This is a genomic window from Spongiactinospora rosea (genome assembly GCF_003315795.1).
Lineage (GTDB): Bacteria > Actinomycetota > Actinomycetes > Streptosporangiales > Streptosporangiaceae > Spongiactinospora > Spongiactinospora rosea.
The window spans coordinates 72,190-85,385 of record NZ_QMEY01000021.1 but is presented as its reverse complement, the minus strand read 5'-3'; the positions used below and the strand labels follow the sequence as shown (position 1 = coordinate 85,385).

The 13,196-nt window shown below is 70.1% G+C and carries 16 protein-coding genes, 2 tRNA genes and 1 other RNA gene; 7 read left to right on the top strand and 12 right to left on the bottom strand.

Annotated elements, in window-relative coordinates; genetic code table 11:
- Positions 1–38: 38 nt before the first annotated feature.
- The 4 genes from DP939_RS34020 to upp form a co-directional block, all read right to left on the bottom strand.
- Positions 39–1,397: a helix-turn-helix domain-containing protein gene (locus tag DP939_RS34020; RefSeq protein ID WP_113984946.1), complete on the bottom strand. Its 1,359-nt coding sequence runs from the start codon at positions 1,395–1,397 to the stop codon at positions 39–41.
- 133 nt (positions 1,398–1,530) lie between these two features.
- A complete protein-coding gene (locus DP939_RS34015) occupies positions 1,531–2,061 on the bottom strand; it encodes a PH domain-containing protein (protein WP_111166961.1) in 531 nt (176 codons plus the stop codon).
- A gap of 300 nt (positions 2,062–2,361) precedes the next feature.
- Positions 2,362–2,586, bottom strand: a complete 225-nt coding sequence (locus tag DP939_RS34010) for a hotdog family protein (protein ID WP_113984945.1) — start codon at positions 2,584–2,586, stop codon at positions 2,362–2,364.
- A 212-nt stretch (positions 2,587–2,798) separates the two neighbouring features.
- Positions 2,799–3,437: a uracil phosphoribosyltransferase gene (gene upp / locus DP939_RS34005; protein ID WP_113984944.1), complete on the bottom strand. Its 639-nt coding sequence runs from the start codon at positions 3,435–3,437 to the stop codon at positions 2,799–2,801.
- 151 nt (positions 3,438–3,588) lie between these two features.
- Here upp and DP939_RS34000 point away from each other — a divergent pair, with 151 nt between their 5' ends.
- The 4 genes from DP939_RS34000 (at position 3,589) to DP939_RS33985 (ending at position 5,199) form a co-directional block, all read left to right on the top strand.
- Positions 3,589–4,098: a tRNA adenosine deaminase-associated protein gene (locus DP939_RS34000; RefSeq protein ID WP_113984943.1), complete on the top strand. Its 510-nt coding sequence runs from the start codon at positions 3,589–3,591 to the stop codon at positions 4,096–4,098.
- Positions 4,099–4,113: 15 nt separating this feature from the next.
- On the top strand, positions 4,114–4,605 hold the full coding sequence (locus DP939_RS33995; protein WP_113984942.1) for a tRNA adenosine deaminase-associated protein: 492 nt from the start codon (positions 4,114–4,116) through the stop codon (positions 4,603–4,605).
- Between the two features lie 16 nt (positions 4,606–4,621).
- Complete coding sequence (gene tadA / locus DP939_RS33990) at positions 4,622–5,077, top strand: tRNA adenosine(34) deaminase TadA (RefSeq protein ID WP_225878671.1); 456 nt, start codon at positions 4,622–4,624, stop codon at positions 5,075–5,077.
- A 34-nt stretch (positions 5,078–5,111) separates the two neighbouring features.
- A tRNA-Ser gene (locus DP939_RS33985) sits at positions 5,112–5,199 on the top strand.
- A 66-nt stretch (positions 5,200–5,265) separates the two neighbouring features.
- Here the strand turns inward: DP939_RS33985 and DP939_RS33980 are convergent.
- Entirely contained in the window at positions 5,266–5,997 is a 732-nt protein-coding gene (locus DP939_RS33980; protein WP_113985024.1) for an alpha/beta hydrolase family protein, read from the bottom strand.
- 264 nt (positions 5,998–6,261) lie between these two features.
- Here DP939_RS33980 and DP939_RS33975 point away from each other — a divergent pair, with 264 nt between their 5' ends.
- Positions 6,262–6,561 carry a hypothetical protein gene (locus DP939_RS33975; protein WP_113984941.1) on the top strand — a complete coding sequence of 100 codons (300 nt, stop codon included), beginning with the start codon at positions 6,262–6,264 and terminating at the stop codon, positions 6,559–6,561.
- 49 nt (positions 6,562–6,610) lie between these two features.
- On the opposite strand, the gene DP939_RS46425 is transcribed toward DP939_RS33975, so the two are convergent.
- The 7 genes from DP939_RS46425 to DP939_RS33945 form a co-directional block, all read right to left on the bottom strand.
- Entirely contained in the window at positions 6,611–6,787 is a 177-nt protein-coding gene (locus DP939_RS46425) for a hypothetical protein (RefSeq protein ID WP_158578849.1), read from the bottom strand.
- Positions 6,788–7,134: 347 nt separating this feature from the next.
- The gene (locus DP939_RS33970) at positions 7,135–7,704 is read right to left on the bottom strand and encodes a GntR family transcriptional regulator (RefSeq protein ID WP_113984940.1); all 570 of its coding nucleotides are present in this window, start codon (positions 7,702–7,704) and stop codon (positions 7,135–7,137) included.
- Positions 7,705–7,715: 11 nt separating this feature from the next.
- Complete coding sequence (locus DP939_RS33965; RefSeq protein ID WP_111166967.1) at positions 7,716–8,018, bottom strand: type II toxin-antitoxin system VapB family antitoxin; 303 nt, start codon at positions 8,016–8,018, stop codon at positions 7,716–7,718.
- Between the two features lie 105 nt (positions 8,019–8,123).
- Positions 8,124–8,948, bottom strand: a complete 825-nt coding sequence (locus tag DP939_RS33960; protein ID WP_113984939.1) for a neutral zinc metallopeptidase — start codon at positions 8,946–8,948, stop codon at positions 8,124–8,126.
- A 69-nt stretch (positions 8,949–9,017) separates the two neighbouring features.
- Positions 9,018–9,458, bottom strand: coding sequence for a VOC family protein (locus DP939_RS33955; RefSeq protein WP_113984938.1), 441 nt, complete (start codon positions 9,456–9,458; stop codon positions 9,018–9,020).
- A gap of 102 nt (positions 9,459–9,560) precedes the next feature.
- Complete coding sequence (locus tag DP939_RS33950; protein WP_113984937.1) at positions 9,561–9,998, bottom strand: helix-turn-helix transcriptional regulator; 438 nt, start codon at positions 9,996–9,998, stop codon at positions 9,561–9,563.
- Between the two features lie 119 nt (positions 9,999–10,117).
- Positions 10,118–10,203: transfer RNA gene (locus DP939_RS33945), tRNA-Ser, on the bottom strand.
- A gap of 82 nt (positions 10,204–10,285) precedes the next feature.
- On the opposite strand from DP939_RS33945, the gene ffs reads away from it, so the two are divergent.
- An RNA gene (gene ffs, locus DP939_RS33940) (signal recognition particle sRNA small type) lies at positions 10,286–10,381 on the top strand.
- 17 nt (positions 10,382–10,398) lie between these two features.
- Positions 10,399–12,663: a DNA polymerase III subunit gamma and tau gene (locus DP939_RS33935; RefSeq protein ID WP_113984936.1), complete on the top strand. Its 2,265-nt coding sequence runs from the start codon at positions 10,399–10,401 to the stop codon at positions 12,661–12,663.
- Positions 12,664–13,196: the final 533 nt, after the last annotated feature.

Here is a 13,196-nt window from a genome sequence, read left to right as displayed (position 1 = left end):
TCAGCCGGGACGCCCGCCCGGCTGACCTCGGGAGTCGATCAGACGGTGAGCACCGAGTCGATGGCCAGGCCGGTGAGCGCGGAACGCACCCCGACCGCTTGGAGCGCTCTATGATAAGCGCCGGCTTGATCGTCTTCGAAGCCCGCTCTGCCATAAAGATCGCCCAGCTCCCGCCAGGCGCGTGCGTGCCGTCGGTCGATCTCCGCCGTCGGCGCGCTTTCCAGCAGCTTACGCGCGTTGCTCAGGCTTGCGGCCGGGTCGCCGCCCTGCCCCGCGGCCATCGCGATCTCCGCGAGCACCAGGTGAGCGGTGGCCGCGGTGGGCGTGGTGGAACCTTCGAGGAGTTCGAGGGCGGAGCCCGCGAGGCGCGCGGCCTCGTCGTACTCCCCGCTCGCGAGATGGACATGGGCGAGCACGACCATGCTGGTCGCGCGCTCGTCGACGTGCGCGGGGAACGCCGTGAAGATCCGCATCGCGGCGGTGGCGTGCTCCCGCGCCTCGCCCGGACGGCTCTCGCCGACCGGGCCGATGACCAGCCGCGACCACTCCATGGCGATCTTGGCCAGCCGCAGGGCCATCCGCGCGGGCCTGCCGGTGGAGATGGCGTCGTCGGCGAGCCGTACGGCGAGCGCGGAGTCGTCCCCCTGCGCGGCCGTGACACTGGCCCGCCACAGCGCGCGCACCTCCTGCTCGCGGTCGATGGCCCGAGGGATGTCGTTGTCGGCGAGGACCTGACGTACGTAGGACAGCGTGCCGTTCTGCTGCCCGTGCACGGCTCCCGCCTCGACCAGCACGGAGGCCAGGTCGACGGCGATCTCGCCATGGGTGACCCCGAGCCGCGAGACCTGGCGGAGGGCGTGTCCGGCCAGGTCACGAGCCCGGAGGGTGTCTCCGGCGCGCTGATAGCAACGGCTCAGCGCGATGGTGAGCGGAAGGTCGGCCAGGCGCTCGGGATGCGCCGCCGCCTCGCGCCGTAACCTCTCGAAGGCTTCCACGGCCGGTCCCAGCTTGCCCTGCGCCTTGAGCGCACGCGCCCGCCCGAACCGGGCATGCGCCGCAAGCATGGCGTTCTCTTCGCCGGCCGCCTTGATGATCTCGCCAAATCGGTCGGCTGCCACTGCCGGATCGCCGTGCTGGAGCTCCAGCTCGGCGTGACGCAGCCCCAACTCCGTGTCGATCCGCTGCCGCGGCTCGATGCCGTGCAACAGGAACTCGGTGGTGCAACCGAGTCGTTCGGCCAGGAGTCGGGCTACCACGGGAGTCGGGGTACGCTTACCCGACTCGATGAGAGAGACGTAACTGTCGGAGAGGTCGGGCCCGGCCAGTTGGGCCTGGGACATCCGCCTGCTCAGCCGCAATCCTCGGACGCGGTCACCAATGGATCCCTGACTCGGCATCTGATCTCTCAGGGCGGGGTAATGGTCAATGTTCTCGTCATGATTGCATAAAGGCGAGGAAATGGGTAACCCCACGTGAAGAATCCCGTGTGTGAACGATCGTTCACACACGGGAACAAAGGACGATCAGGCACTAATCATCGGCCGGGTCCGAGCCCGGGAAGAGCATCTGGCACACCTCTAGATAGAGGGTCTCCGGATACGGAAGGTAGTTGACCGTCGAGAGAGCCTGATCTTGACCGGCCGACTCCAGGACGAACTCTCCGTAGCCGAGCATCCGCCCCAGCACCGAACGCTGGAAGCTCATGTCGGTCACCTTGCCGAGTGGCATCATCGCCACCTTGCGCGTGATGAGCCCGTACGTGAGCAGCATCCGCTGGGAGGTCACGACGAAGTAGTCGACCGACCACTCCGCGACCTTCCACACGAAGCGGATCAACAACAGCAACCAGGCCCACCAGACGACGACAAGGGCCTGACCGCCGGCACTCCCGCCGAACCACCTGCTGAGCAGCCCGGCCAGGATCAGGCCACCGAAGACCTCGGCGACCGGGCGAAGCAGGATGGCGGGGTGCCGCCTGACCATGATGACTTGGTTCTCGTGGGGGAGCAGGTAGCGGTTGACCGACGACGGAGCAGAGTCCCCGTGGGTCACAAGTCTCATGACAGTTGCGTCACAAACTGCGCCAGTGAGTCGGCGGCGGTGAACACGGAGTTCATCGCGCCCCGCACGGCTGAGGCCGCATCACCCGGCCTGGACAGCAGGTAGAACGCCACGAAGGCGATCCCTGTGTACTGTAGAACTCTCTTGACCTGCACTGTCGTCTCCCGTTACCGCTCGGCCCACTGCACCCGCCGTATACATTACCCAGGCTGTTGCTGGGGTAAAGCGTCCTTAACCATGACAGTCCTGAGTTGTCCGCGACGGCGTCGCGTCGTCCCAGGCCCTCGTGGTCGCCGGTGGTCATCCGCCTTCGGCGGCGACCAGGGCGAGAACCTCAAGGTGCTTGCGCGCGATCCGTTCCACCAGCCCCCGGTGCGCACCACCGGCGACCTCAAGGGCCCCGTAGTGCGCGGCCTCGATGCAGCGGGTCACGGTCGCCGGCGCGTGCACGCCGGCGAACTCGTCGCGGAGCGCGGCCTCGACGTCGACATAGGGAGGGGTGTCGGCGTCGTCGGGCCGGCTCATGCCGCCGCTTCCATGGCCGCCGAGGTCCGGCGGATCAGCTCGCTCATCGTTCTCCCCGATGCGTGCCTGTCGTTTCGGACGGGACACGGCAGAGATGCTTTCGTCACTCGACGTACCCATACGACAACAGTATGTAACTGAGGATGACAATGGCGTCAGGGGATTACCCGGATTTGACCAACCGGCGTGCGGGTCGCGTGGCGGCGCGGCTTTCAGGCGACGCCGTACAGGCGGTCTCCGGCGTCGCCGAGTCCCGGCACGATGTAGCCCTTGACGTCGAGGCGGTCGTCCACCGCGGCGGTCACCACGCGGACCGGCCGCCCGGTGCCGGCGAAGGCGTTCTTCACCCGGGCCAGACCCTCCGGCGCGGCCAGCAGGCAGATCGCCGTGACGTCGGCCGCGCCGCGCTCGAACAGCAGCTCGATGGCGGCGGTCAGCGTGCCGCCGGTGGCGAGCATCGGGTCGAGCACGTAGCACTGGCGACCGGCCAGGCTCTCCGGCAGCCGCGTGGCGTACGTCTGGGCCGTCAGCGTGCCCTCGTCGCGGATCATGCCGAGGAACCCGACCTCGGCGGTGGACAGCAGCCGGGTCATCCCTTCGAGCATGCCGAGACCGGCCCGCAGGATCGGTACGACGAGCGGCGCCGGGCGGGCCAGCCGTACGCCCTGGGCCGGGGAGACCGGCGTCTCGACCGTCACGTGGGTGATCCGCACGTCGCGGGTGGCCTCGTAGGCGAGCAGCGTGACCAGTTCGTCGGCGAGCCGGCGGAAGGCCGGCGAGTCGGTGCGCACGTCCCGCAGCGCGGTGAGCTTGTGCGCGACCAGGGGGTGGTCGACGACCAGTGTCTCCATGGGCCTCAACCGTAGCCGCTGGGGCCGCGGACCGACTACGGCACCTGCCCGTCATCGCGTTTTGGATCACAATTTGGTCGGAGATCCCCACGGCGGCGGGTGCCTTCTGGGACGATTGACCATGGCAAGTGACCACGTCGGTGGGGTGACGATGACAGACGAAGATGTGCTCGACTTCGCCATCGTGGTCTTTCGGGAGGACGACCACTGGGAAGCCGGGATGCTGCCGGTGGCGTTGACCTCCGACCTGCGGGGGCTCATCCACGCCCTGCGCCAGCAGCCGAGTATGAGCGGAACGATTGGCCTGGTCGCCGTGGGGGATGAGTTCTTCGTGGCATTAAGGGTGTTCGGTGACCGGGTGAACCTTTTCCTGTCCGACATCACCGCGTCGTGGGACTGGCCGATCGCCCGCCAGGCCCTGGACTTCCTCGACGTACCGGTGCCGGACGAGGCCGAGCTGGACGCGATCCTCCAGGACGAGGAGATCGCGCTCCCGGCCGGCGATCTGTCGATCTTCGCCGACCTCGGCCTGGACGAGATGGAGCTGGGCGCGCTGTCCGGCGACTTCGAGCTGCTCCCGGACGAGGTGCTGTCCAGCATCGCGACGCGGCTGGGGTTCTCCGAGCCGTTCGAACGCGCCCTCGACTCGGTGTTCGGCTGATCCAGGAGCAAGCACATGCCCTCCAGACCCATTGGCAGCAGCCTGTTCGCGGCCGCCTTCGTCCAGACCGGGGACGGCTGGAGCGGGGCCGAGGTGGATCTGCGGGACGCCGAGATCGTCGATGATCTCAGCGACGCCGTGCTCGAACGCCTCGACGTGAGCGGCGAGGAGATCGCGCTGCTCTGCGTGGAGGTCGAGGACGAGTGGTTCGCGATCGCCCGGTACGAGGGCGACGAGGAGCCGCGGGCGTTCATCTCCGACGACAGGGCGGGCGTGAATGACGCGCTCGGCGAGCTGTTCACCGAGCTGGCGGGGGTCGCCCCGGACAAGGACTCCGCCGACCTGGGGGTCCGCCCCGCGGGCGACTTCGAGCTGCTCAGCGACCTGGGGGTGAGCGCGGAGGAGCTGCTGGAGCTGAGCATGGAGGAGGGCGTGCTCCCGGCGGACACCCTCTCGGTGATCGCCGAACGCCTCTCCTTCGCCGACGAACTCGACCGCCTCCGGTGACCTCGCGCCGGGACTGATGGACACCGCCTTCGAGGACGCGATGCGCCTCGCGCTCGCCCAGGCCCGCCGCGCCGCCCAGGCCGGCGAGGTCCCGGTGGGCGCGGTCGTCCTCGACCCGGCCGGCACGCCCATCGCCGCCGCCGCCAACGCCCGCGAGTCCACCCACGACCCCACCGCCCACGCCGAGATCCTCGCCCTCCGCGCCGCCGCCCGCTCCCGCGCCGACTGGCGCCTTTCTGGCTGCACTCTCGTCGTCACCCTCGAACCCTGCACGATGTGCGCGGGCGCCGCCGTCCTCTCCCGAGTGGCCCGCGTCGTCTACGGCGCCACCGACGAAAAGGCCGGCGCGGCCGGCTCCCTCTGGGACGTCCTGCGCGACCGCCGCCTCAACCACCGCCCCGAGGTCGTCCTCGGCGTCCTCGCCGCCGACTGCGCCGCCGTCCTCACCGAGTTCTTCACCACCCGCAGGTAACGGCCACCCCCCCTTTTCCGGTAGGCTGCTCGACGGTGGAGTCGCCTAGTGGCCGAGGGCGCACGCCTCGAAAGCGTGTGTAGGGCAACCTACCGTGGGTTCAAATCCCACCTCCACCGCCACACCGAAGCCCGTCCCCTGTCGCAGGGGACGGGCTTTCTGCTTGGCTTTCTGCTTGGGGCCGGGTGTCAGCGCAGGTGGCGGGTGAAGAAGCGGATGGTGCTGTCCAGTTCGAAGGGCGGGAGTTCGCCGTGGCCGCCGGGGTTGGCGTGGAGGGTCTTCTCGGGGGAGGCCAGGGCGTCGAAGAGGGCCAGGGCCTGGGATCTCGGCACTCGCTCGTCGTCCCACTGGAGCAGGAACTCCACCGGGACGGTGATCCGCGCGGCGGCCTCCGCCGACGCGTGGGCGCCGCCCAGGCCGAGGACGGCGGCGCGGACGCGGGGTTCGGCGGCGACGAAGGGGACGCCGAGGCCGCAGCCCAGGGAGACGCCCCAGTAGCCGACCGGGGCGGGGCCGACGTGCGGAAGGGCCTGGACCGCGTCCAGGACCGCCTGCCACTCCGGGACGGTCTGCCGGGCCACGAGGGACTGGAAGCCGGCGATCAGCGGAGCCGGGTCGTCCCCGGCCTGTACGCGAGCCTGGATCTCGGTCGCGATCCGCTGGTATTCGACCTGCTCGGGCCGGTCGCCATGGTTGGGTACGTCGGCCGCCGCGACCGCGAAGCCGCACTCGGTCACGAAGCGGTGCGCGCGCGTCAGGACGCCGGGGTCCTTCTTGTGCCGCCCCCCGCCGTGTCCCATCAGGATGAGCGGGCGCGGGCCGGTGGCGCCCTCCGGGGTCCACAGCACGCCGGGGATCTCGCCGAGGGTGAAGAGTCGTTCGGAGACGCCGCCGGACGACGTCTGAGCGGTGAAGCGCATGGCGTTCACGCCTTTCGGGATGCCTTCTGCGGGCTCCCTAGGCCATGCGGGGGAGGGAGGCCCGACCGGTGACAGTGCTGATCGTGTTGATCGGACTCACCTCCTCAGCTCGCGATGGCGCACGGCGACACCGAAAGTAGCACGAAGGGCGCTGAGGATTTCACAACGAACCGGTGACAGATGCCTCTGGGCGGCGATGGGTGCGCTGGCTAACGTTCGCGGTGGTCCTACCTGGTCCATGTGCGGCCCTGAGGAAGGAGCGCCGTGAAGATCACGAGATCGGTACTGGCCCTGGCGGTCGGCGCGGCGGCGATGGCCGGTACGCTCCTCACCGCCCCGCCCGCGTACGCCGACGGCTTCCACGACTGCTGGTTCGGCCAGCGCACGCCGGAGGCGGAGCCGGGCTATTACGAGATTTCGGGCGGGAGCTGCGACGGCTCCGGCTTCGTCGACGTCGACGTCAAGATCCGTTCGGGCTCGGCCGCGGGCCTGTACCACTGCGGTCACGTCTTCCCGTGGAACGGCTCGCTCGGCGGGTGGCGGTGCGTGGTCATCCAGCCGTGAGGCGAGCGTGCGGGCACGACCGGGCCCGGCGACGCCGGGCCCGGCACCGTCAAGGCGTCAGGACCTTGATGAGCAGGGGGATCGCGCCGATCAGCGTGGCTAACGCGAGCAGTACGCCCGCGATCCGCGCGGGGGCGACGTCGGAGACGCGCCGGATGGCGTAGTAGGCGACGGCGAGCACGGCGAGGATGACCCCGACCGCGAGCAGGGGATGCAGGATCTCCAATTTTCCCTCACTTGGGTGATGTAAGAGCATTCGCGGAGCGATGTCGGCAACGCCCGATATGTGACGGGTGGTAGCTGTCCCGTTACGGTGCGTCTGCGACAGGGGTGACTCTACTGCCCTTCTGTGTGCAGCGCACCCGTTATCGGCACGCCCGGTTGGTACTCCGTTCACCCCAGGAGGCGGTAAAACTCGTCCCGGCTATCGTTTGATTACACAGAGAAGCGCACGCCAGAACGGCCAGACGGTATCGTCGCTGCGGTGCAGGTGACTCTTCGCGGAGCCCTCTGCCTGGGCGAGGCGCTCCGAGTTGGTAGCCCGGAGCCCTCGCCCCGCGTGCTCCTGTCTTCTCAGAACTCGTCGTTGCCGGTGACCTGCCGGATGGGGAAGACATGCCGGTCGGCCGCGCAGATCGTCTCAAGGGTGTGCACCGGCGTGTCGTCCGTGCCGTAGCCGGTGCGGACCACCTGGACCACCCACTCGCCCGGGTCCAGGTCGAGCGTCTCGGCCTCGAAGAGGGTCGGACGCCGGGCGACCAGCACCTCCTCCGCGCGGCCGAAGTGGTGGCCGAGGGCTTCCAGCGCGGCCTGGAGGGTCGGCAGCACGAAGCCCGGTTCGGCGATGCGGGTGCCGGCGAACAGGTCGGCCCGGAAGTAACTGGTGGCGATCCGCACCGGTACGTCGTTGGCGAGCATCAGCTTGCGCCGCACGATCACCTCGTCGCCCGGGGCGATCCGAAGGCACTCGGCGACGTCGCGGCCCGCGGGTTCGGGGCCGACGTACAGCATCCGCCGGTCCGCGCGAACGCCCTGCTGCGCGGCCTGGCTCAGGAACAGCGATCGGGAACCACGGACGGCCGGGTCGGTCGGCAGCGGGCGGCTGACCAGCACCCGGGGCCGCTTCGCTGACGGCTCGTTCATGGCGGCGGGGCTCAGCCCGGGTCGGTGAGTTCGAGGACGCGGGCGTGCAGCACCGAACGCTGGTGCAGGGCCGCGCGGAGGGCGCGGTGCAGGCCGTCCTCAAGGTAGAACTCGCCCTGCCACTGGACGACGTGCGGGAACAGGTCGCCGTAGAACGTGGAGTCCTTGGCCAGCAGGGAGTGAAGGTCCAGCACGGCCTTCGTGGTGATCAAGGAGTCGAGCCGGACCTGCCGCGGGGGTATCTGGGCCCAATCGCGATTGGATAGACCGTGTTCGGGATAGGGGCGTCCGTCGCCGACCAGCTTGAAGATCACCCTACGTAGTTTATGAGATGAGCGATGTCCCGGGGTGGAGGACGCGCGTTCGCTGCGCATTCGGTGCACATTCGGTACCAACGAGACAACCATCACCCTGCCTGGTCAGGCCCTTCCGCCGGGCACCGCGCAGCGGGCCGGATCGCCGCTTTCGTAGCCGGTCGTGAACCATTGCCTGCGCTCGTCGAATGACCCGCGCTCGGGGTTCGTCGTCCATTCCGAGTCGGATCGGCGACCCGGGTCCAGGTCGATGGTCTTGCGCCCGACCTGTTCGGCCGACTCGAACGACTGCCTGATGTCCGCCTCGGTGAACGGCCGGGGAAAGAACCTCGTGTCCACCGCGTGCTTCGCCCACACTCCGCCGTAGCAGTCGGCCTGAAGCTCCTCGCTCCGCGAGCCCTCGCGCGATCTCCCCATCTCGCCGAGCAGGTTCTGTGCGTGGTGACCGTACTCGTGCGCGATGACGTACGCCTGCGCGAGCGCTCCTCCGGCGGCGGCGAAGTCGCGTTCGAGGGTGTCGAAGAAGGTGCGGTACAGATAGACCCGCTCGTTGCTCGGACAGTAGAACGGTCCCACGGACGCGGTCGCGACACCGCACGGAGTACGTACCCGCTGCTCGAACAGCACCGCCCGCGCGGGCCGGTACGCCCGGCCGCCGCGCCGCTCGAAGTAGCCGGACCAGTAGCTCTCGATGTTCTGCACGATCCGGGCGATCCGGCAGTCCTCGGGGCGGGCGGCGGTCCTCTCGCACTCGCCGGCCCCGGTCGGCAGTGGCATCGGCCGCCCACCGGCACCGCCTGCGCCGGGTGGATCGTCGCCCCTGATCGGGCTCGGGCAGGCGGCCACCGCCATACAGGTGCCGAGAGCGAGGGTGAGCAGCCGGAACGCCGGCCCGCTGCGGTGCCGCGTTGGTATGCGGTGTTCCGGCATGCTTCCCCCGTTGCTCACCCTAGGTGGTTGATTAACCACTTATGGTGAGATGCCCCGTTTTGTCGGGACCTACTCCCAGCCGGCGCTCTCGTCGAGTTCGGCGAACTGCTGGGTGAGGCTGAACCAGTTGCCCGAGTCGTCGCGGAAGATCGCCTCGATGCCGTACGGCCGCTTCTGCGGCTCCTGGAGGAACGTGACGCCCTTGGCGGACAGCCGCTTGTAGTCCCCCTCGCAGTCGTCGGTCGTGAACGCCCCCGCGCCCAGCACCCCCTTGGCCACCAGCGACCGAAGCTGCTCCGCGGACTCCGGGTCCTGCGCGGACCGGCCGATCGCCATCAGCGTGATCTGCAAGTCGGGCTGGTCCTTGGCGCCGACCGTGATCCACCGCATCCCGCCCTCGCCGAGCGTCATGTCGGTCCGGACCTCCAGGCCGAGCTTGTCGGTGAAGAAGTCCTTCGCCGAGTCCTGGTCGAGCACCCACACGGTGGATATCCCCATGCCCTTGATCATTTCCGGGCTCCTTTCGTGGCGTTCTGACGTGCTGTTTCGCGTGTTTTGCCGCCTCAGCTCACGCTAGACAGCCGCCCCGCCGTACGCCTTCTCGAAAGTTGCTCAGTCGCGCGCCGGGTGTGGATGCGCGAACCCGCCCGCCCAGAACAACACGAAACACCCCGGCACCGCCGGCTGCTCCCGCGCCCGCTCCCGCACTCTGAACTCACCCGGCGTCACGCCGGTGACCTGCTTGAACCGCGTACAGAACGTCCCGAGGCCGCTGAACCCGACCAGCACACAGATCTCGGTGATCGTCAGATTGGCCGACCGCAGCAGATCCTGGGCCCGCTCGATCCTCCGCCTGCTGAGGTACTGCCCGGGCGTCTCCCCGTACGTCTCCTTGAAGCACCGCACGAAGTGGTAGCGCGAGTACCCCGCGCTGGCCGCCACCACATCAAGGTTCAACGGCCCGGCCCACTCCCGATCCATCACGTCCTTGGCCATCCTGAGCCGCCGCAACCGCCCGGTATCCACCCGCCGCTCAGCCTTCGCCCCCATCCCCCGATCCTGGCACACGCTGCCGCGATCACCGGGTTCGCACCGGCTCGGGGGGCGACATGCGAGAGGGGCCGGTTGGATCGACCGGCCCCTCTGGCGTTCCCTGTCTCAACCAGGAGCGGAGGATACGAGATTCGAACTCGTGAGGGGTTGCCCCCAACACGCTTTCCAAGCGTGCGCCCTAGGCCAACTAGGCGAATCCTCCGTTGAGCAGCTTACCGGAACTCGCGGGTGGAGGGGACCGGGATTCTGTGCCCCGAGTACTCGTGGGGATGGCTAGACTGTCGGTGGACCCCTCGCGCGGCGTCATCCTGTGAACCTCCCCAGGGCCGGAAGGCAGCAAGGATAAGCGGGCTCTGGCGGGTGTGCGGGGGGTCTCTTCAGCTCGGAGGGGACCCGCATGAGCCTCGCGCTGTACCGCAAGTACCGGCCCGGGACGTTCGCCGAGGTCAAGGGCCAGGAGCATGTGACCGATCCGCTGCGGCAGGCGTTGCGGAGCGGGCGGATCAATCACGCCTACCTGTTCAGCGGGCCGCGCGGGTGCGGCAAGACGTCCAGCGCGCGCATCCTGGCGCGTTCCCTCAACTGCGCGAAGGGTCCGACGCCCGATCCCTGCGGGGAGTGCGAGTCGTGCGTGGCGCTGGCCCCCACCGGGCCCGGGCACCTCGACGTCATCGAGATCGACGCCGCGTCGCACGGTGGTGTGGACGACGCGCGCGACCTGCGCGAGCGGGCGTTCTTCGCGCCCGTGTCCGCGCGGTTCAAGATCTACATCATCGACGAGGCGCACATGGTGACCCGCGAGGGTTTCAACGCGCTGCTCAAGCTCGTCGAGGAGCCGCCGCCGCACCTGAAGTTCGTGTTCGCGACGACCGAGCCGGAAAAGGTCATCGGCACGATCAAGTCGCGCACTCATCACTACCCCTTCAGGCTGATGCCCCCCACGACCCTCCGCGCGTTGCTGGAGGAGATCCTGACCAGCGAGGGCGTGCCGTTCGAGCCTCAGGCGCTGCCGCTGGTGGTCCGCGCGGGCGCGGGTTCGGCGCGTGACTCGCTCTCGGTGCTCGACCAGCTCATGGCCGGGGCCGATGACGACGGCATCACGTACGCGAGGGCCGTCTCACTGCTCGGCTACACCGACGGCGACCTGCTCGACGAGGTGGTGCGCGCGTTCGCGGCGGGCGACGGGGCCGCGGTCTTCCACTCCGTCAACCGGGTGGTCGAGGGCGGGCACGACCCGCGGCGGTTCGCGGCCGACCTGCTGGAGCGCTTCCGCGACCTGGTGATCCTGGCCAACGTGCCGGAGGCGGCGGGCAGCGGGCTGCTCGACCGGCCGGCCGACGAGCTGGAACGGCTGCGTGAGCAGGCCGCTTCGATGGGGCCCGGCGAGCTGACCCGGGCCGCAGAGGTGTTCAACGCCGGGCTGACCGAGATGCGCGGGGCCACCTCGCCGCGGTTGCTGCTTGAGCTGATGTGCGCGCGCGTACTGCTGCCGTCCGCGCGGCAGGGGGAGGCCGCGCTGCTGGCCCGCCTGGAACGTCTGGAGCGCACGGGCCCCGTCGTACAAGGAGTCGCACAAGGAAACGTGCAGGCGGCGGCCGTACAGGCTCCGCCGCCGGTGGCGGTGGCACCCGCACCGGCCGCGCCGCCTGAACCGCCCGCGCCGGAGCGGGCGCCCGCCGCGCGGGCCGAGGAGAAGGCCCCGGCCGAGGAGCGTACGGGCGGTGATGACGGGTGGCCCGCCGCGGTGCGTCCGGGCGCGGCGTCCGCCGAGCCGGTCGCCGCTACGCCGAGCCCCGCGCCGCCCGCGGCCCCCGCACCTGCCGCTCCCGCCGCCTCCGTGCCCGCGGGTGGCGGCGGTGGTGATCTGCGGCAGGCGTGGCCCGCCGTGCTGGGCGCGCTGAAGCGCCGCAGCATCGTCGTCTGGGCCAACGTCAACACCAACGCCCAGGTGGTCGGCGTCGAGGGCAACGTCGTCACGCTCGGGTTCGCGCAGGTCGGCGCGATGAAGAACTTCGTGGGCGGCGGCAAGGACACCGTGGTGGCCGCGGCGCTCGGCGACGTACTGGGCGGGACGTGGCGGGTCGAGGCCGTCACGGGTTCCGGTGGCGGGCCGGGCACCCCGTTCGGGGCCGGGAACGGCGGTTCGCCCTCGCGGCCCGGCGGCGGCTCACGAGGGCCTCATGCGGGGCCGCAACCGAGCGGTCCACAGTCCCCGCCACCCGGGGGCTCGCACGGCCCTCAGGGAGGCGCACAGAGCCGGGGAGGCGATGCGCAGGCTCACGCCGGCCGTTCCGGCGGCCAGAACGGCGCGGCCTCGGCGGCGCAGGCGCGGCCCGTGCCCACCACCGACGAGTCTTGGCCGGACGCCCCGCCCCCCGACGACCCCGGCTCCCCGCCCGCCCCGAGCGCGGGCCTCGCCGCCGCCCGTACGGCCGCCCAGGCGGCCCAGCAGGCCGCCCACTCCCGCTCCAAGCAGAACGGCGGCACCGCCGCCTGGCCCGACGCCGTCCCGGTACGCCAGGCGACGACGTCCAACGGCTCGATCAGCGACGAGGTCGACCCGGAGAACGACGCGGACGCCGACGCGGACGAGCTGTCCGGCATGGCACTCATCCAACGCGAGCTCGGCGCCCAGATCATCGAGGAATTCGACCACACCTGACCGTCGGCCGGGGTCCCCACCGGGAGTTCGCCCGGCCCGTCAGCCCACACCCGTACGGGAACCCGACCCCGCCCTGCGGTGGGTGTGTCAGGGACCTGGTGCGGTCCTTGCGATGGCCGAGACCCAGGCGCGCGCTACCCGCGCGAGTCCGTGGGCGCAGCCGGAAGGTGGGCCCGACCGCGCCTGATCATCGCCTTGCCGCCCCGGAAGTCTGCTCGGTCCGAGGCCGCGTCAGGTCATGGGCCTGTAGCGGCCCATGCGGCGGCGGGCGTCCAGGCTCGCGCCACCTGCATGGGCCCGTAGGCGCGGTCGAAAGAGGAGTTCGACCGTCGCTCTGTTGTCGGTCGGGCGCCCGCTGGGAGCCCGTTGGTCCGGGGGCGCGTCAGGCCGTGGGCCTGATGCGGTCCTTGCGATGGCTGACATCCGGGCTCGCACCACCCGCACGAGTCCGTGGGCGCAGCCGAGAGGGGGATTCGACTGCGCCTGATCATTGCTCTGCCGTTCCGGGAGTCCGCTCGGCCTGCGGGCGTTCC